This is a genomic window from Geobacter metallireducens GS-15, from assembly GCF_000012925.1.
GTDB classification, from domain to species: domain Bacteria; phylum Desulfobacterota; class Desulfuromonadia; order Geobacterales; family Geobacteraceae; genus Geobacter; species Geobacter metallireducens.
Genome location: NC_007517.1, coordinates 1,673,590 through 1,693,909, shown reverse-complemented (window position 1 = coordinate 1,693,909; position 20,320 = coordinate 1,673,590). Strand labels below are relative to the sequence as shown.

General features: G+C 54.6%; 18 protein-coding genes. 5 read left to right on the top strand and 13 right to left on the bottom strand.

Annotated elements, in window-relative coordinates:
* Window position 1 precedes the first annotated feature (1 nt).
* The 13 genes from GMET_RS07540 to GMET_RS07480 form a co-directional block, all read right to left on the bottom strand.
* Window positions 2-988 carry a glycosyltransferase family 2 protein gene (locus tag GMET_RS07540; RefSeq protein ID WP_011365834.1) on the bottom strand — a complete coding sequence of 329 codons (987 nt, stop codon included), beginning with the start codon at window positions 986-988 and terminating at the stop codon, window positions 2-4.
* A gap of 11 nt (window positions 989-999) precedes the next feature.
* Window positions 1,000-2,124, bottom strand: coding sequence for a glycosyltransferase family 4 protein (locus tag GMET_RS07535; RefSeq protein ID WP_004511571.1), 1,125 nt, complete (start codon window positions 2,122-2,124; stop codon window positions 1,000-1,002).
* Window positions 2,121-3,362 (bottom strand): glycosyltransferase, encoded by a 1,242-nt coding sequence (locus tag GMET_RS07530; RefSeq protein ID WP_004511572.1) that lies wholly within the window; start codon window positions 3,360-3,362, stop codon window positions 2,121-2,123. The genes GMET_RS07535 and GMET_RS07530 overlap by 4 nt, the downstream gene beginning before the upstream one ends.
* A complete protein-coding gene (locus tag GMET_RS07525; protein WP_004511573.1) occupies window positions 3,316-4,668 on the bottom strand; it encodes a hypothetical protein in 1,353 nt (450 codons plus the stop codon). The genes GMET_RS07530 and GMET_RS07525 overlap by 47 nt, the downstream gene beginning before the upstream one ends.
* 21 nt (window positions 4,669-4,689) lie before the next feature.
* Complete coding sequence (locus GMET_RS07520) at window positions 4,690-5,550, bottom strand: glycosyltransferase family 2 protein (protein ID WP_004511574.1); 861 nt, start codon at window positions 5,548-5,550, stop codon at window positions 4,690-4,692.
* Complete coding sequence (locus tag GMET_RS07515) at window positions 5,535-6,656, bottom strand: glycosyltransferase family 4 protein (RefSeq protein WP_004511575.1); 1,122 nt, start codon at window positions 6,654-6,656, stop codon at window positions 5,535-5,537. The genes GMET_RS07520 and GMET_RS07515 overlap by 16 nt, the downstream gene beginning before the upstream one ends.
* An 11-nt stretch (window positions 6,657-6,667) precedes the next feature.
* Window positions 6,668-7,366: a class I SAM-dependent methyltransferase gene (locus GMET_RS07510; RefSeq protein WP_238378991.1), complete on the bottom strand. Its 699-nt coding sequence runs from the start codon at window positions 7,364-7,366 to the stop codon at window positions 6,668-6,670.
* Between the two features lie 58 nt (window positions 7,367-7,424).
* Complete coding sequence (locus tag GMET_RS07505) at window positions 7,425-8,978, bottom strand: oligosaccharide flippase family protein (protein ID WP_004511577.1); 1,554 nt, start codon at window positions 8,976-8,978, stop codon at window positions 7,425-7,427.
* A complete protein-coding gene (wecB, locus tag GMET_RS07500; RefSeq protein ID WP_011365831.1) occupies window positions 8,975-10,123 on the bottom strand; it encodes a non-hydrolyzing UDP-N-acetylglucosamine 2-epimerase in 1,149 nt (382 codons plus the stop codon). The genes GMET_RS07505 and wecB overlap by 4 nt, the downstream gene beginning before the upstream one ends.
* Window positions 10,124-10,133: 10 nt before the next feature.
* Window positions 10,134-11,183: a GDP-mannose 4,6-dehydratase gene (gene gmd / locus GMET_RS07495; RefSeq protein ID WP_004511579.1), complete on the bottom strand. Its 1,050-nt coding sequence runs from the start codon at window positions 11,181-11,183 to the stop codon at window positions 10,134-10,136.
* Window positions 11,184-11,247: 64 nt separating this feature from the next.
* Window positions 11,248-13,077, bottom strand: a complete 1,830-nt coding sequence (gene glmS / locus GMET_RS07490; RefSeq protein WP_004511580.1) for a glutamine--fructose-6-phosphate transaminase (isomerizing) — start codon at window positions 13,075-13,077, stop codon at window positions 11,248-11,250.
* On the bottom strand, window positions 13,065-14,057 hold the full coding sequence (galE, locus tag GMET_RS07485) for a UDP-glucose 4-epimerase GalE (protein WP_004511581.1): 993 nt from the start codon (window positions 14,055-14,057) through the stop codon (window positions 13,065-13,067). The genes glmS and galE overlap by 13 nt, the downstream gene beginning before the upstream one ends.
* A 40-nt stretch (window positions 14,058-14,097) precedes the next feature.
* On the bottom strand, window positions 14,098-14,283 hold the full coding sequence (locus GMET_RS07480; protein ID WP_004511582.1) for a hypothetical protein: 186 nt from the start codon (window positions 14,281-14,283) through the stop codon (window positions 14,098-14,100).
* A 253-nt stretch (window positions 14,284-14,536) separates the two neighbouring features.
* Between GMET_RS07480 and GMET_RS07475 the strand changes: the two genes are divergently transcribed.
* The 5 genes from GMET_RS07475 to GMET_RS07455 all read left to right on the top strand — a co-directional run bounded on the left by GMET_RS07475 (window position 14,537) and on the right by GMET_RS07455 (window position 20,235).
* Complete coding sequence (locus GMET_RS07475; protein WP_004511583.1) at window positions 14,537-14,773, top strand: hypothetical protein; 237 nt, start codon at window positions 14,537-14,539, stop codon at window positions 14,771-14,773.
* A gap of 127 nt (window positions 14,774-14,900) precedes the next feature.
* Complete coding sequence (locus GMET_RS07470; RefSeq protein WP_315971674.1) at window positions 14,901-17,306, top strand: hypothetical protein; 2,406 nt, start codon at window positions 14,901-14,903, stop codon at window positions 17,304-17,306.
* Complete coding sequence (locus tag GMET_RS07465; protein ID WP_004511585.1) at window positions 17,303-18,301, top strand: phosphatidylserine decarboxylase; 999 nt, start codon at window positions 17,303-17,305, stop codon at window positions 18,299-18,301. Before GMET_RS07470 ends, GMET_RS07465 begins: the two co-directional genes overlap by 4 nt.
* A gap of 17 nt (window positions 18,302-18,318) precedes the next feature.
* On the top strand, window positions 18,319-19,362 hold the full coding sequence (locus GMET_RS07460; protein ID WP_004511586.1) for a prolipoprotein diacylglyceryl transferase family protein: 1,044 nt from the start codon (window positions 18,319-18,321) through the stop codon (window positions 19,360-19,362).
* A 315-nt stretch (window positions 19,363-19,677) separates the two neighbouring features.
* Window positions 19,678-20,235: a hypothetical protein gene (locus GMET_RS07455; protein ID WP_004511587.1), complete on the top strand. Its 558-nt coding sequence runs from the start codon at window positions 19,678-19,680 to the stop codon at window positions 20,233-20,235.
* Window positions 20,236-20,320 lie beyond the last annotated feature (85 nt).

Genomic DNA, 20,320 nt, shown 5'->3' with positions numbered 1-20,320 from the left:
ATCACGCATTCATGGCTATACTTTTAGAGTTCTTTGTCATACCGCAGAGATTGCCTTTAACATAAGCAAAAACAATAGACAAATTGCGATTACGAACAGAATTTACCATGTAAAGCAGACCTAAACTTATCACCGACCAAGCAAATAGTGCAGCAAGCAGAAGCTTCTTGAATGCTGTGTTGCCTCTCACAAAGATATATTTTTTCCAGAAGACAAAACTATTACATCCAACGGAAAACGCTGAATATACTGCTCTCATTGAATCAAGCCTCGTGGAACCGCACAAGTGACGCGTCAGCACATCGGGCACCGCAAATATCCGATAACCAGCCAAGTGAGCTTTGTATGAAAGTATCGCATCGTCACGGAAACCATAGGGCGAGGAATCAACCCACACGTCCTCGTCAAGATTTATTGCCAACAGAGCTGATCGTTTTGCAAGCAACAGCATGCCAGGACAGCTCTCACTCGGGAGCGGAGTTAACGGATCCTTATTCAGGTACGAATACCCACCGGTGGGGAGCATGCGAATAAATACATCCTGATTTTTTCGCGCAATCGCTTGAATGGTGATAAGGCGAAGCCATGCCTTGCCCGGCGTTGGAAGAAGCGTCCTGTTAATAGGATAAACAATATCGGCACCATATTTTGCCATGGCAAGCATGAGCTTGTTCATGGTTTCAGGTTCAAACTCCACATCATCGTCCAACAACAGGACATGATCGTTTCCTGCGCTTTCGATCCCCTTGATCCGTTGAGCAAGCATTCCCTTGCCCGAATAAACAACCAGTTCATTACCCCTGAGTTCGGGAGGAGCAGGATAGCCATGGGGCAAGACGACTATGATTTCGTTCGGTGGTATGGTTAATCCATCTATACTCTTCAACAGCGCTTCAAACCTGTCAGCGCTGGTGCCCAATGTTCTGATGCAAATCGAATATTGAGGAAATATATCTTTTCTATTCGGCTCGGTGTCCATAATTTCCATGGGTTAAGATTCTATTGAAGAAGTTCCAGATAACTCCGGCTGACAGTATCCCAGCTATAGTCGCTGACTTTATCATAGTTTGTGGTCGATATACTATGGCAGAGGCGTTTATCTGCTATCAGCATTGTAATAGCATTGACTATGTGCATATGATTATTGCGTCCCACCAAGAGGCCGTTCACCTCGTTATCTATCAAATCGACATTACCGGCCACTTGAGTTGCGACTATTGGTAATCCTGAAGCCATGGCCTCAAGTATGACCAACGGACAGCATTCATAATTGGAGGTTGACAGAAAGATGTCGGACTGCTGATATGCCGCTACTAGACTTTCGCCAGCAAGGTTTTCACATGTCGTAACGGTGTCGCGTAACCCTCTATTAATAATTGTTTCGTTCAATTGTGATGTACCACCGCCTACTATCAGATAATGTATGTCGCTTCTTGATTTTGCAATTTCAGCGACAGCATTTATCCCAAGTCCAAGGTTTTTAACCAGAGAGTTCCTGCCAACGGTTAATACCAATTTTTTATGTTCGGGGATATTGAACATCTCCCTGATATTTGTATTTGCCTTAGTTTTAAATCTATTCAGCTCTACGCCATTTGGTATTACTCGTATGAGCGAAGGTTTTACTCCAATATCCAACAAATTAGCTTTTGCACTGTTACTGATGGCAATTACTGAACTTGCATTATTGAGGGAATTTGCCAGTTTGTTGTCAATATCGTACTGGTCGCGTTGTGAGTTTACGTCATTACGCACAATATCGGAACCGTGGCTGGTAATACTCCAGATTCGTTTTGGCTTCAAATTATCAAGATACAAAGCTACAGGAATAGAAAAATGTCCTGATACAAAATCAGGATTAAAGTAGTTTATCTGTCTGTTCAAACTTCTTGTGCTGACATTTACCCATGGGAATCTATGATAACCGAATCGCGTTGCGCCGCGCATGATCTTATAACGCATTACCTTATAAAGAGCCTCAGGGTGAGCAACCTCTGCCGTCAATGAATTGAATACGCAGACATCATGTCCCTGCATGCTCCATTGGTTGCCAAGATGATGGACAACGAATTCTCCTCCACCCGTTAAAGGTAGAAATGTATTTGTTACAAGGGCTATTCTCAAGAAATCTGCTCCATAACACTGTGCTTCATGAACATTTTCAACCGCTCAGTCTCTGTCGTGGTGGACAATGAAAGTCCGGCGAGTGAGGTGGCACTTTGCTTGACTGACATAGGGTCATCGCTTTTTGAATCCACAAATCGAAGGATTGTATTTGCTGCTCCAGCCGCATTGTCAAGATCAACAAAGCAGAAGCATGATGAATCAAGCCTGGCGGACGACCATGAATTTGCAACATTGCCAACAATAACCGAAAGGCCACAGGCAAGATATTCTCCGAGTTTTGTCGGCGAAGCGACTCGATTTACGACGCCATCATCCCGGATCAAAAATCCGATGTCTGCAGCGTTAAGATAAGCAGGCACTTCTTCATGGGGGACTGCAATTATTCTGAAATCATCATCGGACAAACCAAGCGAATAGGCATGATTGCAAAGCTCAGCATCCGGATTCGGACACATGATCAACAATTTGGCAGCAGTTGCGGAGCACTTGAGATACTCGGCAAAAACGTTTACTGAGTAATGCACGTTCTGCCACTTATGAACGGAACCACAATACACGAACAAGGTTTCACCGTCATTCAACTGAAGCTTTTGCCTGTAATATGATCGCGTATCAAGATCCATCCTGAAGAGCTCTGATCTCACAGAGCATTGAAACGGATGGAACCGGGCACGTGTCGCAGGATACTTTATTATTAGATGTTCAATCATGTTGACAGACTGACAAGTGATAAAATCAGCATTAAGAGCTATTTCTTGCTCCAGCCTAGACTCATAGCTGTAAACGGATTCATGTAGTTTTGACGTTGGATTATGGAATAACACCTCTTCAGGCCCTGCGCCGTGGAGGTCCATTATCAGTTTGGCTCTCTGCCGCCAAAACTTGGTTGCCTTGGCCAGTTTCCACGACGCGCTGGTTTCCCCGACAACAATGTCAGGCCGCAAGAAGGTGGCAAGAATCAAGCCTGCAATACATGAACTGAAACCATTCCATGTGCGTGCAAGAAGATGACGGTTTGTCCAGAGGATAGGGAGAATAAGTCTCCGTTCGAAAATTCGCGTATTTCTATCGTTCTTAAAGATTTCGCGAAAGTGACGCACTGACACAAGGACTACCTCGTGGCAATGTCCAGCAGTTATTTCAGCAATAGCCGTATTGAGATTTTTAACCCTGATAAAGGCGCCGTCATCAGGCCGGCGAAACGTATGTATCAAAAGGTTCTTTGACACTATCATTCCTCATTCTGCTGTTTGCCATATCTGTGTACTCACTTATGAACAGCCCGACGAAAATGCCGAACGGGACCAGATTCATTGAATAAAACAGGTATGGAACCGTGTTCAGCAGCATCATCAAGCAGGCGCACATTACTGCGCAGAATGCAGACAGACAAAGCCCCAGATTTGGTTCACCACATTTTTTCAACAATTTGGCAAACCTTAAGAATTGAGTAGATATCCAAACCAAAACCATAAGAATTGCCGGTAGTCCCCCCATAAAGCCTACCCGCAGGATACTATGCGCATCCTGGCTTCTTGTGCTCGAAACGATTGAGCCGATCCCCCATAAGGGTGATTCTACAATAGATTCGAGAGCATCGCGGTTTGCAGCAATCCTTGCATTCCTTGGGTCCAGACTTCCCACTTTGGCAGCTTCTGCAAGCCGCTTTTCCATCACTGCAGTAAAATTCGACTTTGCTGACGCATTCCTGATAACTGCATATCCACCACCAACCAGTATGATCATGACAAATACAGTGGCTATGCCCCCCCTTCTCTTAAAGGAAAGTCCCGCATAGATCAGCATAACTAAAGGCAATATCAACACGAAAGACCGTTGCGCAAACGATATTGAACATATGAGACAAATAACCAAAGATGACAGCAGCAAGAATAATCCGAAAACATTTTTGTATGATTTAAGCAAAATTCTGCCCGCCAGAAATGCAGTTGTTATCATTATCAACGCTGACGCCCTAGGTACATAGAACATCCCAGAACTGGTGGCTATGTTTTCGGATACTCCGTAAGCATCATTCATCCCCTTTGGCAGGAAATAGTATTTTGCAACCAGCTTTCCATTTTTTGTCCATAATATGCCGAGGTGGATTAGAGCAAACAACACAGCTAACAAAATAGTAATGTTTGCCAGCAATTTTCGTTCTTTAGCTGAAAGGGTTGAGACTGCTAAAGGCAAAATATAAAATATTGCAGTTTGCAAAGTGACAGTAATCAGATCCCATTTGGTTGATTGGTTAATCAGAAAAGCAAGACTAGCTGATGCAAACAACCAGCCAATCAATATTATTAACAATCGTGCATCGAATTTATTTACAGTTTTAGATTTATAACTAATAATTGCACGAATAAACAAACATAATATAAGTATGGTTGCAGAGCTCGTGCCTGTGACAATAAAGCTGACATTTGTGAACACAGACGGCAGAACAAATGAACATTCCAATAACAATAAAGATATAATTCCGACAATAGGTTTAAATAATGTCACTATGCCGATAAATATGACAAAAAACGTTAACATCTAATTCCCTTCAAAGGTAAGTTACGATCCAATCGCATTTGATACATTGAGAATCTTTAAATAAAATCCTAACTTTATGATCCTGTTGTTCCACATATCGCGAGTAGTTTGTTTATGGGCGAAATTCCTTATCTGATTTTCTGAATACAAATACCTTCCATACCGCCTCCAAAGCGTTTCATTCTCTTCACGAAATACGCTTTCCAGGGTGCTGGTTTTGCTCGCCGGGTGATAACGGAAGGCAGCCAGAAAAGACCGTATCCGGCCGCTCGGCCTGCGCTTGGCCAAGCGGAAAAATAAGTCGTAATCAAAACAGAAGCGCAGGGTCCTGTCGAAGCCCCCTGCTTGCTCGAATGCGCTGCGCCTCCAGAAGCTCGCCGGCTGATGAAATCCGCCGCAATTGTGCAGCAAAAGGCGCTTGAAGGTGACTTTGACGCCGAGATCAGCCTCGGGAAGCCCCCTGCGCGAACGGATGATCGGTATGCCCAACCCATCGATCAGTATCGTTCCGCCGACCACCCACTCTTCGTCGGGATGCTCCCTGAACCATCTGCCAACCATTTCCAGGGAACCCGGCAAAAGCAGATCATCTGAATTGACGTAGCAGAAAATTTCACCCGTGGCCCGCTCGAATCCACGGAATATGGCATCCGCTTGCCCCTTATCCGGAGCGCTTTCCCAGTAGGTCAGGCGATCTGAATATTTTTGTATGATCTCGGTCGAACCATCGGTACTTCCACCGTCCATGACTATGTATTCCAGATCAGGATACCCCTGATCCAGGATGGATCTCATGGTGGCTTCGAGATACTGGGCCTGGTTGTAACTGGGGGTAACAATCGAAATTTTTGGCAACGTGCCGTGATTTAACTGGCTGGACATGGCTTACGCTCTATTACTGTCTCGTAAATTTTGAGAAGCCTTTTTACGAACAGCTTCATGCTGAAATTCTCTTCGACGAGTCTCCGTCCACAACTACCCATTCGGCTTCTTTCTTCATGATTCAGTGCCAAATTGAGCATTGCCTCCTGCAAGGCATTTTCACTTATATCCGGCAATAGAAGACCATTCCGTTTCGCAATGCAGATTTCCGGATTTCCATCCACGTTCGATGCGATAAGCGCCATTCCGCGCCCGGCACCTTCTATGAGCGTATACGGCAGCCCTTCAGACCTGCTCGGTTGGACCAGGATGTTGCTTGCCATGTAATAGGGGCTCGGATCCTGCACTTCTCCAACAAGGAACACGTTCTCGACACCCATCTGGTGAACATACCCCTTCAATTCCTCAAAGAGGGGGCCGCCGCCCACGAAGGTAAGGGTCGAATCCGAAATGCGACGTTGAATATTGTGAAAGGCCTTCAAGGTCAGAAACGGATTTTTCCGTTCATTCAGTGCCCCGACCTGCAGGAATTTGGGCGGACCGCTGATGACACTCGCCATATTCGCTTCGGGAAAAGGTATTGCATTGGGAAGGGGAAAAACCCGTTTCCCCATAAACGGCCAGTATTTATTGCGGATTCCTCCGGCAGAGGCTTTGCAGCAGCCAATATGAGCATCTATATACTGTCGTGCCTGTTTTAGAGTGAACCAGTCGTACATATCCCAGTGGTTGACAGATGGCTTGATTATCCTTGCAACCCACTGTTTCCAACCGATTTTAGGAACACTGTGGTACGAGAGCAAAACAGGGACATTGCATAGTTCGCGCAACTGAATCAGTTCGGAAAACCGTTCCCAAACATGCAAATGGATTACGTCGGCGCGAGCTTCCTGAATTATCCGGCAATAATCTGAGCGGCTTGCAGGTCTCTCAAAGGCGCGCACTACTATTCCATGTTCTTCAAATTTTGCTTTCCTGTCGTGCGGCGTGTTTTCGGCTATTATGGTAATGGAATGGCCATATTTCACCAGTTCCAAGGCGGAATACTCCACCCAGCCTTGCGTCCCTCCACGTCCAAGATCTGTGACTATGTAAGCAATTCTCATTGAGGACCCAGCTATATCCGTTGAAAGGAGCGAAGATGGGGATAGGATCCATCGATCAATTTCTGCCAGTTTATCCTGGGATCCGCAGTATGCTGTATCGGCTTTCGATTCCCGCGCCAGGCAACTCCCATGAACATCGATGTGTAATGGACGCCGCATTGCCAGCCATTATTCTGGAGCCAGAGCAGAGCTTCGGCGATGTTTGGCTGAATCAGATCATGAAGAAGGATAATGCTGTCTTCCGGTGCTAACTCCGCGCACATCCTGGCGTCCTGCAACGGCGCATCGCCATCATGATTGCCGTCAATAAAAAAGATATCCCACGATTCTCCCTGCCGGGAAAGCTGCTCCACCTTTGCAGGGGAAAACCCGGGCACCAGATCTACCGAATTCATGAGCCTGGCGCGAGCAAGAGAATCCCGGCAGGCATCGCCTTGAGGCATGTTTTCCAAAACAGGGTCAACAACGGTCAACTTGAGTCCGGACAGCGCCAGAGCGACGGTTGACCACCCAACCCAGCAGCCGATTTCGAGCATCTTCTTGCCGTTAAACATTTTTCCGTAGTTGTAGAGAAGGGTCGCCTCATCCCAACTAACCCACCCTACCGTGGGGAAACGCTCATCGATTCTTGCCGAGTGCGGCACATTCCTGTTGAACGACCTCAGCTTTCTCATGAGCGGGAAATACTGCTCTATTTCACGCGGCAACACCTCACATCCCGTCGGGGAATAATCATAATGAAGTGACCAATGTATGTATTTAACTGGATTACGAACTGGAAACGGTAGTCTCAGCATCGACAGTAGTCCTTATTGTACTTGGATTTGTTAAACTATTTTTCAATAACATTATATATACAACAATTATAATGGCACTTATCGAACCTGACAGAATGGGAGTCATGGTTTTTTCAGCTATGAAGCAGATACCTACTGCCATAACAGTAATGAATACGAATCGAAGGAATGGTAATTCCTGAAAATAGTCTGGCTCCTTGCAGTAGACATAGACAGTCATGAATATGCAGGACACAAGGTGTGCAATTGAGAACGCAATACAAAGCCCTTTGGCGCCGCTTTCAGGAATCAGCAGATAGGAGCAGCTGAAATACAAGACGCTCCACATCATGTTGTAAGCCCATCCGAACCACATCCTGTTCATACTCGCCACAATAGTCCCAAAAGGATAGAACAATCCGACGAGTATGGAATGAATCATCAGCCACTGCACTACCTGACGGTTTCCATTGAATTCCTTCCCATAGGGCATAAGGGTTACGTCAGGTACCGCTATCTGAACGAGAGAGACCGGAACGAGCACCAGAAGAGACAACGTGAATGCATATCTCAGGGTTTTGTTGTACTGCCCGAAAGACCGGTTGCCGAACTGTTCGCTCAGAATCGGAAGAAGTGGGACCATGACCATACCGAGAACCAGTTCGGGCACCTGCTTGATGCGCATGACTGCATTGTAGACTCCCATCTCCGCATAGCCGTTAGGCTGGTTGACCAGCAATGCGCTTGCACCCCACATCACCGGACCGATAAGCACCCCACCCATAACCGAAGGCAGGCTGAACCGCCAGAGTACTCCCCGTTCTTCCCAGCAGGATTTGTATGTGTATGGTACTCCTGCAATTCTGCATTCCCGCCGGATGGCAAGATGATTGAGCAGCCAGTTCACTCCAGCCGCGGCAATCATCCCCCACACCGCGCCCCTGAGCCCTGCGACATAAACACCACCAACCATCAAGGGAAAGTTGGCGAACCCGGACCAAAGGTTGATTCTTGCTACCGTCTTGAATGCCTCGAAACCGGAAAGCGCGCCGGTCTGAGCGCCATTGATCGAAGTAAGAAACAGAAGCAATGAGCAAATCCGCAGGAGGTCTGCAAGGTGGGGCGCGGCAAGGGTATGTTTCGCAAGCCAGGGAGCGAACATAAACAGCACCGATGATGCAAGTGTGCCGGTGACCCAGGCAAATGCGCTTGAAAGCCCCCTGATTCGTCCGGCTCTCTCCGGATCCGCAGACCGATATTCGGCGATAAATTTTGTGGCGGTCAATCCCAGACCAAACCCCGCAAATGTACCAAGCATCCCGATGGTATTCTGAATGACACCCAATTCACCAAAAACTGATTTTCCTATCATTCTGGCGACCAGAATGGAGGATAAAAGCCCCATTCCCTTTGAAATCAAGGACCCGGTCAAAGACCAGAACATTCCCTTCGCAAATCGGTAGCCAACCTTGGAGCTTCTGATACGCTCCAGGGTTGACGAAAGTATATTCGGGCACCAGGAGAGGATAATCGCATTCATGTTCATGCCAGCTGTCCGCCCATGCAGGTGTTGGGGAAATCAGCAAGACATTTCGCGATTCGTTCTGCCGCCCGGCCGTCACCATACGGATTGAGAGCCTGCGACATGACTTGATACGCGTCCGCGGCATCAAGTAGGCGGGCTGCCTCGCGGTAAATGGACTCCTCACGGGTTCCAACCAGCTTGACCGTTCCGGCACCAATTGCCTCCGGGCGTTCGGTGGTATCGCGCATCACGAGCACCGGCTTTCCCAGGGATGGGGCCTCTTCCTGCACGCCACCGGAATCGGTAATGATGAGATACGATTGAGCCATCAGGTAAACAAAGGGCAGATAATCAACAGGTTCGATAAGATGGACGTTGGATAGCTTTCCATTACCCAGGAGACGCCTGACCGGTTCACGTACATTCGGATTCAGATGCACTGGATAGAGAATCTCCACGTCCGGATATCTCTCGGCTATTCGCGCAATAGCCCTGCATATACTTTCAAAACCAGCACCGAAATTTTCTCTTCTATGGCCGGTTACCAGTATCAGCCTCTTATGGGGATCGAGAAACTGGAATTGGGTGGACAGGCTTTCTTTAAGCTCCCTATTGGCGTTGATTTCGCCAATGACCGAAAAAAGCGCATCAATTACGGTATTGCCTGTCACGAAGATAGAAGTGTCCGCCACCCCTTCGCTCAGAAGGTTTCGACGGGCAGTTTCGGTGGGTGCGAAGTGAAGATCCGTCAATGCTCCGGCCGTTCTGCGATTCATTTCCTCGGGAAAAGGCGAAAATTTATTATAGGTTCGCAGCCCTGCTTCAACATGACCGACAGGAATCCGGCAATAGTAGGCGGCAAGGGCCGCCGACATTGTCGTAGTGGTGTCACCGTGGACAAGCAGGATATCGGGCTGTTCTTTCGTCAAGACAGGCTTCAGTCCCAGGAGCACGTTGCTGGTGATATCGAAGAGGTCCTGCCCCGGCTTCATGATGTCGAGATCATACTCGGGCCTGATGTCAAAGAGTTGGAGCACCTGATCGAGCATCTGCCGATGTTGCGCGGATACACAGACTATGGTCTTGAACTGTCCGGCTTGCTTCTGCAGTTCCTTCACCAACGGCGCCATTTTTATGGCCTCGGGGCGAGTTCCGAACACAAACATTACATTCAATTTATCCATTGGCGCGCATTTCCCGCTCTGCCAGCGCCAGATCGGCATCGGTCATCATGGCGACCAACTGGTCAAAGCTGGTCTGCTGTTGCCAGCCGAGCACCCGCTTTGCCTTTGATGGGTCTCCCAGTAGCAAGTCAACCTCTGCGGGACGGAAATATTTGGAGTCAACGCGAATCAGAGGCTTGCCGGTAGCGGTGTCAACCCCTTCTTCCCGATCGCCGCTCCCCCCCCATTCAAGCGGCATCCCAAGGCGGGCGAAAACCTTTTCGGCGAAGGTTCGGACCATATAGGTCTCGCCGGTGGCGATAACATAGTCGTCCGCCTGCTCCTGTTGCAGCATCAGCCACATCGCTTCAACGTAATCTCCGGCAAATCCCCAGTCCCGTTTTGCATCCAGGTTCCCCAGATAGAGACAGTTCTGGAGCCCCAACTTGATCCGGGCCGCCGCCCGGGTGATCTTTCGGGTAACAAAGGTTTCGCCACGCCGAGGTGACTCATGATTGAAGAGAATGCCGTTGCAGGCGTAAATGTCGTAGCTTTCGCGATAGTTCTGGGTGATGTAGTAGGCATAAGCCTTGGCACAACCGTAGGGGGACCGGGGGTAAAATGGAGTCGATTCACGCTGTGGTGTCTCAACGACCTTTCCATAGAGTTCAGAAGATGACGCCTGATAAAATCTGGTATTAAGTCCGGTTTCCCGGATTCCCTCGAGTATCCGTACCGCTCCCAGGGCATCCACCTCTCCGGTGTATTCCGGCACATCGAATGAGACCCGGACATGGCTCTGGGCACCAAGATTGTAGATCTCGTCCGGTTGGACGATGCGCAGCAGGGTGTTGATGGAACTGGCGTCGTTGAGATCACCATAGTGCAAAAACAACCGGACGTCCTTTTCGTGTGGATCGCGGTAGATGTGGTTAATCCGACCTGTGTTAAAGGATGACGAACGGCGGATCATGCCGTGGACTTCGTAACCCTTTTGCAGCAGCAACTCCGCCAGGTAGGAGCCATCCTGACCGGTGATGCCGGTAATCAGTGCTTTTTTCACGTTCCTACCTCTTTTCAATACATTGCTGGTTCTGAAGCAGAGCCACCTGACAAATTCATGCCCTTCATTCAACCGTCACACTCTTTGCCAGGTTCCGCGGCTGATCAACGTCGTTCCCCCGCAGCACCGCCACGTGGTAGGCCAGAAGCTGCAACGGCACGGTGGCGAGGATGGGAAGAAGTTCCGGAGGCGCCTCGGGAATCTCCAGCATGATTTCCGCCTTGGCGACCAGGGTGTCGTCCCCCTCGGTGGCGACGGCGATGACCCGGCCCCCCCGGGCGATGACTTCCTCCATGTTGGAGATGGTCTTTTCGTAGTGGGCGTTTCGCGGCGCCAGGACCACTACCGGCATCTGCTCGTCGATGAGGGCGATGGGGCCGTGCTTCATCTCGCCCGCCGGGTACCCCTCGGCGTGGATGTAGGAGATCTCCTTGAGCTTGAGGGCACCTTCCAGGGCCACGGGGTAGCAGGAGCCACGCCCCAGGTAGAGGAAATCGCGGGCATGATGGCATCCGCGGGCGACCGCCTCCACAACGGGCGCTATCCGGAGGGTTTCTTCCACGAGGCCGGGAAGCTTCACCAGGGAACCGATCAGCTCCCTCCCCTTCTCCCGGGAGATGGTCCCCACGGTCCGGCCGAGCCGGATGGCCAGAAGATGGAGCGCCGCCAGTTGGGTAACGAAGGCCTTGGTGGAGGCGACGCCAATCTCGGGGCCGGCGTGGGTGTAAATGACGCCATGGGCCTCACGGGCGATGGATGAGCCGACCACGTTGCAGATGGTGGCGGTGCGGGCGCCCCGCAGCTTCGCTTCCCTGAGGGCTGCCAGGGTGTCGGCGGTTTCTCCCGACTGGGAGATGGCCAGCACCAGACTCTCCTCCCCCACCACCGGATTGCGGTAGCGGTACTCGGAGGCGATCTCCACCTCCACCGGCAGCCGGCAGAGGTCTTCAAGGAGAAACTTTCCCACGAGACCCGCGTGCCACGAGGTGCCGCAGGCAACGATGACCACCCGGGAAACCTGCGCCAGTTCGTCGTCGGTCATCTTCAGTTCATCCAGGAATACGGCCCCCTCTTCCTCGAAGACCTGACCGGCGATGGTGTCGGCAATGGCCCGGGGCTGCTCGAAGATCTCCTTGAGCATGAAATGGCGAAAGCCCCCCTTCTCGGCCATGACCGGGGTCCAGTCGATGGTGGTGGGCTCCTTGGCCACGGGACGGCCGTCGATGCGGGTCAACGATGCCTCGCCGTCGCAGAAGAGGGCCACCTCACCGTCATCCAGGAAGACTACCCGGCGGGTGTGGGAGAGGAGCGCCGGGATGTCGGAGGCGACCAGAAACTCCCGTTCGCCGAGCCCCACCACCAGTGGGGAGCCATTACGGGCGGCGATCAGGGTGCCGGGCATCCCCTCGCAGAGGATGCAGAGGGCGTAGGCTCCCCGGAGTTCCCGCAGGCTCTCGCGGACAGCGGTTTCGAAATCGGACCCGAGCTTCATGTTGTGCTCGATGAGGTGGGAGATGACCTCGGTATCGGTGTCGCTGCGGAACGAGTGCCCCAGCCGTTCCAGTTTCTCCTTCAACTCCCGGTGGTTCTCGATGATCCCGTTGTGGACCACGAAGACCTCGCCTGCCCGGTGGGGGTGGGCGTTCTTCTCCGACGGCCGGCCGTGGGTGGCCCAGCGGGTGTGGCCGATGCCGATGGTTCCCCCCAGGGGCGTTTCCGTCAGAAGCCGTTCCAAGTTCGCCAGCTTCCCTTCGCAGCGAAGCATTTCGGCGCCGTGGCCATTCATGGTGCAGATGCCTGCCGAGTCATACCCCCGGTACTCCAGGCGCCGCAGACCTTCGAGGATGACGGGGACCGCCGGCTGACGCCCCGTGTAGCCAACTATGCCGCACATGACTCCCTCCGCTTGAGAGCCAGCTCCCATTCCCAGGCAGTCCTGATGATGAAGTCGAGATTGTCGTATTGGGGCTCCCACTTCATGAGGGATCGGAGTTTGGAGCTGTCCGCGACCAGGGCCGGCGGGTCACCCGGCCGCCGCCCCGTTTCCTCTACCGGAAAAGGGGTGCCGGTAACATGCGCCACGGCCTCGATCACCTCACGCACCGAAAATCCGTGCCCGTAGCCGCAGTTGACGATCTCGCTCGCGCCTCCCTCAGTCAGGTAATCCAGGGCCAGAACATGGGCGGCGGCAAGGTCGTCCACGTGGATGTAATCACGGATACAGGTGCCGTCGGGAGTCTGGTAGTCGGTCCCGAAGATCTGGAGCCGTTCGTACTGGCCGTGGGCGGTCTTGAGCGCCCGGGTGATGAGGTGAGTCGCCTCACGGTAGGCCTGGCCCAGGCGGCACGCCACATCGGCGCCGGCCACATTGAAGTAGCGGATGGCCACGTAGCGGAAATCCTCGGCCAGTGCAAGGTCGGCAAGAATTTTTTCCACCATGGCCTTTGATGAGCCGTAGGGGTTGATGGGAGCAAGGGGAGCGGTTTCGGCGACCGGCACCACATCCGGAATCCCGTAGACCGCCGCAGTGGAGGAATGCACCAGGCATCGCACCCCCGTCCTGACCATTACATCGAGGAGATTCAGGGTGCCGGCCGTGTTGTTGCCGTAGTAGAGAAGCGGCCGGCGAACCGATTCCTCCACCTGGATGGATGCGGCAAAGTGCATCACCGCGTCGGGACGGAACTCGCGGAAGACCTTTTCCAGCAGAGCCCGGTCCTCCAGATCTCCCTTGACGAGAGTGCCGTACATGACCGCCCACTCGTGCCCCGTGGAGAGGTTGTCGTACACGAGCAGCTCATGCCCCTCCAGGCCAAGGGCCTTCACCACGTGACTTCCTATGTAGCCGGCACCGCCGGTGACCAATATCTTCATCGTGACCCTCCCTGTTCCGGCCTTGTGTCGTGGCGCGCCGTCATCTGGCAGCCACCTCCGTCAAAGTTCCCTCGCCCTGCTGTTGGGTGGAGACGAGCCCGATTACCGCGGAACGTTCCCTCTCCAGCGAAAGGTGATTCCCCGTCGTACGGAGGGTGGCCACAAACATCAAAAGCGCCACCGAGGCAATAAGCATCCAGAGTATCCGTTCGGTTCTCGCGTGCATGGTTCACCTCGTCAGTAGAGTGGGTACCGATGGTTCCGATGCAGGCAAGCCTACGCCCGGACTGTTACATTGGAACGACAGGATTATTAATTTTTGCCAAATTCATCACCACGGCACATCAGCCATTCTCGGGGGCGGTGGTGGGTCCACATCTCAATTTTTCACGGTTTTTTCCTGACCGTCACCTCACGGCAACACCGGCCCGGTACTCTCTATTTGTCAGCCACGTAAAACGAGTGAGGAGGAAATGCGCATGTTAGTCAAAGGCGATCTCGTACGATTCATCGGAAGGAAGGATGAAAGGGAAGAACTGGAACCGGGGACCACGGCCAGAATATCCAATGACCAGGGCGAAGGGGTGGTGTACCGGTTCAATCTGGAAGGGTACTGCTCCTCCTTTGCGGAGAGCGAGCTGGAACTGGTGCATGGGGTCGCTGAACTGCACGAATGCGAGTGCGGCGTATGCACCTGCTACCGGCCTGCTGCATAGAACATTCACCTGGCGTTAACAGCAGGCATCAGGAGCCGGTAAATAGTATCTTGCAGCAATTTATGTCTCGCTACATACCGAACGAGAGGGCCTCTTGTCGCAATCGAACAACAATGCCTTGCACTTGTTGAATAACATCAGGACCGAGTCCGTACAGTCGGAGCCCATACCGGACATCCTGGCCCGAATAGGTACCGAGTTGCAGAATGGAGGGGTTCGAGCCCCGTCGCTCCCCTTTGCCGCCGGCGACACCACCGCCGGCACTGAAACCGAACTTCAGGCGGCAGTCGCCGGACAACGGGGAGACGTCGACCTTCCCCTTGCCATCGAGGAATCGGTCTATTTTGCCGCCATCGCCCGGCGCGCCGCTGCCGGAGAAGCGCCTCGGAGCGCCGTGTCCGGTCTGGAGCGCTTTCTCTCCCGCAACCGCGAACAGGTCTGGGAGAACAGCTGGGTGCGGTTTCCCCGCCGGATGCTCTCACCCTTTGCCGATCGGGTCTTCACCGCCGATCTCAGGGCGAACAAGTCCGATCTTGCCTCGGGGGAGCGGAGCGACGCGGGACGCTTCATCGCCCTGAAAGACGGCGAACAGTGGCTTCGCCTCCCCGTAAGCTACCTCATCAAGCTGGCCCTGGCCGATGCCGCCGGCACCAGCGCCCATCCCGCCATCCGTGCCACGGGGGAGCGCCTCATGGGGCACTTCCTCAACGACAACACCTCCCCGGAGACCTTCTCGTTCCACGTGGTCACCACTGCTTCCGGCAGCGGTCCGGGCAAGGGGGTGGCCCGGGAGAAGGCCATCCGCTATCTTCTGACGCAACTCCTGATCATGTACGCCAATACCGCCTTCGGCCTCTCCGCCAACGGACAACGGGCCATGGTTTATCTGGCACCCCATCCGCCGGTCCGCCAGAAGGAGCTGAACGGCCTCATCGCCGACTCCTTCTACCGGGATCTCTTCATGAGCCCCTGCCTTTCCGGATGGGACCGGGGGGAAGAGAAACACCGCTACATGCACCTCTGCCACCAGGTCCTCTCCCGCAGCCGCCTCAACACCGTGGCCAAGCTGCGCGACGCGGGGATCATCCAGAACAACCTGGTGGTGCTGCCGAGCGTCTCTGACGTAAGCCTCGCCAACAACGGCACCCACCTCTCCCTGGGAAGCCTGCGGCTGGGCGCCGCCCTCGATGATCCCTCCTCCGGGTTCACGCCCCATCACGAGAAACACCTGGGGGATCTGGTCATCAAGGCGACGGAACACTTTCTCCCCCTCTTCGTCGGTACCTATACGGCAGCCCCCTACCGGCTCGGATTCACCGACTTTCACCCGGAGCGGGCCCTGGGATTCCTCCCCCACGAACTGGACTACACCCACCTGCGGATGCTCTGGCGGCGGTGGCGAAAAAAGGCGCGGCTCTCCTTTTTCGGCAACGTCATCACCCCCTTCGGCCCCGAATGGCTCGACCGTTCCATCAGCAGGCTCTTCGGCCTCACCGGCGACGTCGTGCCGGACTTCCGCCTCATCGACTACCTGGTAAGCCTCCTCTCCACCACTCGCAGCCCGGCCCTGGACGGCAGGGTCGGCAACGGCGACCGGTTGCGGCGCGATCTGGCCGAGCTGGGGATATTCGACGCTCAGATGTCGGTCTATCTCCTCTGCAAGCTCCGCGAGAAGCATGTGGTGGGCTTCTCCGGCTTCGAGGGGCGCCACTACAGCCTCTTCGAGTCCTTTGAAGACGACCTGGGGGGCGCCGCCGACCTCCAGAATCTGGTCATCCTCTTTGCCTACAAGCTCATGGCGGAAGGGAAACTGAGCCACCGGGACATCCCCGACAATCCGGTCATCGAGAGCGAGCGTCGCCAGATCTTCTTCGCCGCGGCCATGGGAGTCCCCACCATCTACATCCGCCGGGCCACCCGCAACCGGCTCCTCAGGTCGATTCTCGAACGGACGGACGGCAGCAGGCAGAGCCGGCGCTACCCGGGCTACCTTCGGGTCCGGGTGGAGGAATACCGCCGTGCCCTGGTGCGCACCCTCATGACCGATGGCGCAGACCTGATCGAGATGCTGGGGATGAAAGAGAGGATGGAGGAACTGACCGCGCGGCTGGAGCTCCCTGACCGCCTTACCGCGGCGGGACGGCTCACGCGGGGAATCCTGGCCGGAACCGGCACTCGCTCGGCTATGGCAACCCCTGCCGCGGATTTCAACCGGGGGGCGGAATCGTTTTATCGGCAAGGGCTTCGCTTCAGACACCTGAGCGAGGCCCTCGACATGCTCGAAGAACGGCTCACTGCCCTCGACCGGCAGGCGACGGAAGGTGATTCTTCGACCGCCACACTCCTGGCTGATCTGACCGGCGGAGGCGGCGGCGCCTCCTACCTTCGGCGAGTCAGGCGCGACCTACTCGACGAAAACCTGCCGGCCGAGTCGCTGCGGACGGTCATCGCGCTGGTTATTGCCAGTATTGCGAACGATACAGAGCATGCCGCAGCACGTATCAACGCCCACAAGGTGAGGCACTTGCAATGATTGACCAGCATCAATACATCGAACGTGAAAGCGGATCTGTCTGCAACGAACGACTCTTCGGCGACCGGCTGATCCGGCTCCTCTACCACGGGGCGCGGGAAAACGCGCCGTTTCTCTTTAAAATGGCCACCAGTAGCTGGTCGTCGGGTCTGCTCGGCTTCATCAACTTCGACCTCCCCTTCGGCAGCAACCGCCGTTTTCTGGAAGAATGCGGAGTGGACTTGGACGAGTGCCTCGATCCGCCCGAGTCCCTCGACACGCCCCGCAAGGTCTTTGAACGGAGGATCCGCTACGAGCAGTGCCGTCCCATGCCCGAGGTGCAGTGGGCCGTGGTCTCGCCGGCTGACGCCCGGGTGCTGGTCGGATCGTTTCGTGACACCTCGGCCCTCTTCCTCAAGGAAAAGTTCTTCGACTTCGAGGAGCTGCTGGGCCGCCACAAGGAGGAATGGCTCCGGGCGTTCACCGGCGGGGAATTCGCCGTGTTCCGCCTGACGCCGGACAAATACCACTACAACCATACCCCGGTGGCGGGAACGGTGCGCGACATCTATGAAATCGACGGCGGTTACCACTCATGCAACCCGGGAGCCGTCGTCATCGAAGCGACCCCTTTCTCCAAAAACCGACGGGTGGTGACGGTCATCGATACCGACGTGCCGGGGGGAACCGGCGTGGGGCTCGTGGCGATGATCGAGGTGGTGGCCCTCATGATCGGCCAGATCGTGCAGTGCTACAGCTATGAGGGGTACACGGCCCCGCGCCCCGTCGAGCCCGGCATGTTCCTTCGCCGAGGGGTGCCCAAGAGCCTCTACCGCCCCGGCAGCAGCACCGATGTCCTCATCTTCCAGCGGGACCGGATGCACTTTGCCGACGACATCGTGCGCAACATGCACGACACCCGGGCCGCGAGCCGCTTCTCCCACGGTTTCGGGCGCCCCCTGGTCGAAACCGACGTCAAGGTCCGTTCGCTCATCGCCGTTGCGGTAACGAACTGAACCATCAGGAGCCGTCCATGACCCTATTCATAGTAGTCACTGCCGTTTTGTCAGCCATCTACCTCTGGTGGGGAATCAGATTTCTGCCGGCGGAGCGCTGGCAGATGGCGGCGGCCGTGCCGGTATCCCGCGAGGCCGACGGCAGCTGGCAGGGCGTGAACATCACATGGTACGGCATCCTGTCGGCCAACGCCTACGGAGCCGCGGCCCTCCTCTTTCTGGCCCTGGCTGCAAGCCTCGGTGCGCCGCTCGTCCTCACCCTCTCCACCCTTGGCGTGACCCTTGCGCTCTGTGTCCCGGCATCGCGGCTGGTGGCGCGGATCGTCGAGGGGAAGCGCCACACCTTCACCGTGGGTGGGGCGGTCTTTGTGGGCACCATCACCGCCCCCTTCGTGGTGAGCCTCATGAACCGGCTCCTGGCCCCAGCCGATGGACGGCTGCCGGTCATGGCGCTCCTGGCGGCCGTGGCAAGCGCCTATGCCCTGGGGGAAGGATTCGGCCGACTCGCCTGCATCAGCTTCGGCTGCTGCTACGGCAAGCCCCTGTCGGCTGCACACCCGCTCATCGGCCGCCTTCTGACGCGGAGGGCCTTCATCTTCCGGAGCGAAACGAAAAAGGCAAGCTACGCCGGAAACCTGGCCGGAATCCCCCTGGTGCCGATCCAGGGGATCACCGCCGTCCTCTACACCGCCACGGCCCTGGCCAGCGCAGCACTTTTCCTTTCGGGACAGTTCGCCCTCGCCTTCCTCATCGCCATGGGAATCACCCAGCTCTGGCGCACGGTGTCCGAATTCCTGCGGGACGACTACCGGGGCGACAACCGCATCTCCGCCTACCAGATCATGGGGATTCTGGCGGTTGCCTATGGAGCCGCCACCGCCTTCTACTTCCGGGGAGAGACGCCAATCATTCCCGATCCCGGCAGGATCGCCGCTGCCCTCTGGACCCCGGCCGCCATCCTCCCCCTGCAATGCATCTGGCTTGCGATCCTGTTCTATACCGGCCGAAGCACCGTCACCGGCTCGCGCATCTTCTTCCATGTGCACCGGGAGCGTGTTTGAGCGGCCGTAACCGACTTTTTATTCTTTCTTAATAGAATCGTCATATCGACCGTGTATGAATAGGAGAAATTAGACAACGGGACCTTTGCTGACCTTGCCTACGGCACCAGGAAGCCCGAACAGGATAAAGCGCATCAGTCGTTCCGAGCGACAGAATACGCACCGCATCCTCTTCCTGGTGGGGTCACAGCCCAATACAGCCTTTCCCTAACTGACCACCCTGCGGGTTCAGCTGACCAGCCGTCTGGGAAACAGGATATCCCGGAAAAGGCCCATGGCCTTTCCGGGATTAATCTTTTGTGACGGAGGTTTGCCATGACCACCCGCACCGGTCTGGTTCTTGTTTCATTGCTGCTCTTCACCACCATTGCCGAGGCCACGCCGAGAATTATCGAGCTTCCCGACCGGATAATCGTCGAACTGTACGGCACCCCCGGTACTCCCGAATTGCCCACCCCTCCCCCTAAGGCCAAAGAACCGTATCTGGTCGAGCGATTTGAAAATCATCCTGACCACTACGAAGTCGAGTTGGTCGGCAAACCCGAACACGACAAGGACAAACCGGTCGACTACACGGCTTCCGCTTCAACGTATCCCCAAGCTGTAATCACTCAGACCGCGACCGAACAGACCTATTCTTCTCCAAGTTATGGCGGCGACACGCCGGCGATGCCTGTCCAGTCTCCCTATTACCGGGAACTCTCTGAACGGATCCGTATCCTGCAGCGGGAGCGGCAGGAATGTCTCAAAACTGCCCCGGGAGAAGAACGTGCGGACCGGGACAGGAAACGCCGCGAAGCAGAAGAAAAGCTCCGGGAGATTCGGGCCGTTTCGGCTGAGATGGCTCAATTACGTGGCCAGGGAGGAAGTTGAGTGCGTACAGTTGGTTCCTTCTGAATGACGCTGTAACCGACAATTCACGGAACGGTCATAAGGCTGTAAATTCGGCAGTGCATAC

What these genes read in the sequence shown, in the direction of transcription:
- GMET_RS07540 (WP_011365834.1), bottom strand. Translation starts at nt 988, where the DNA reads ATGGAAATTATGGACACCGAGCCGAATAGAAAAGATATATTTCCTCAA.
- GMET_RS07530 (WP_004511572.1), bottom strand. Translation starts at nt 3,362, where the DNA reads ATGATAGTGTCAAAGAACCTTTTGATACATACGTTTCGCCGGCCTGAT.
- GMET_RS07525 (WP_004511573.1), bottom strand. Translation starts at nt 4,668, where the DNA reads ATGTTAACGTTTTTTGTCATATTTATCGGCATAGTGACATTATTTAAA.
- GMET_RS07520 (WP_004511574.1), bottom strand. Translation starts at nt 5,550, where the DNA reads ATGTCCAGCCAGTTAAATCACGGCACGTTGCCAAAAATTTCGATTGTT.
- GMET_RS07515 (WP_004511575.1), bottom strand. Translation starts at nt 6,656, where the DNA reads ATGAGAATTGCTTACATAGTCACAGATCTTGGACGTGGAGGGACGCAA.
- GMET_RS07505 (WP_004511577.1), bottom strand. Translation starts at nt 8,978, where the DNA reads ATGAACATGAATGCGATTATCCTCTCCTGGTGCCCGAATATACTTTCG.
- wecB (WP_011365831.1), bottom strand. Translation starts at nt 10,123, where the DNA reads ATGTTTGTGTTCGGAACTCGCCCCGAGGCCATAAAAATGGCGCCGTTG.
- glmS (WP_004511580.1), bottom strand. Translation starts at nt 13,077, where the DNA reads ATGTGCGGCATAGTTGGCTACACGGGGCGTCAGCCGGCGGTCCCCGTC.
- galE (WP_004511581.1), bottom strand. Translation starts at nt 14,057, where the DNA reads ATGAAGATATTGGTCACCGGCGGTGCCGGCTACATAGGAAGTCACGTG.
- GMET_RS07480 (WP_004511582.1), bottom strand. Translation starts at nt 14,283, where the DNA reads ATGCACGCGAGAACCGAACGGATACTCTGGATGCTTATTGCCTCGGTG.
- GMET_RS07475 (WP_004511583.1), top strand. Translation starts at nt 14,537, where the DNA reads ATGTTAGTCAAAGGCGATCTCGTACGATTCATCGGAAGGAAGGATGAA.
- GMET_RS07465 (WP_004511585.1), top strand. Translation starts at nt 17,303, where the DNA reads ATGATTGACCAGCATCAATACATCGAACGTGAAAGCGGATCTGTCTGC.
- GMET_RS07460 (WP_004511586.1), top strand. Translation starts at nt 18,319, where the DNA reads ATGACCCTATTCATAGTAGTCACTGCCGTTTTGTCAGCCATCTACCTC.
- GMET_RS07455 (WP_004511587.1), top strand. Translation starts at nt 19,678, where the DNA reads ATGACCACCCGCACCGGTCTGGTTCTTGTTTCATTGCTGCTCTTCACC.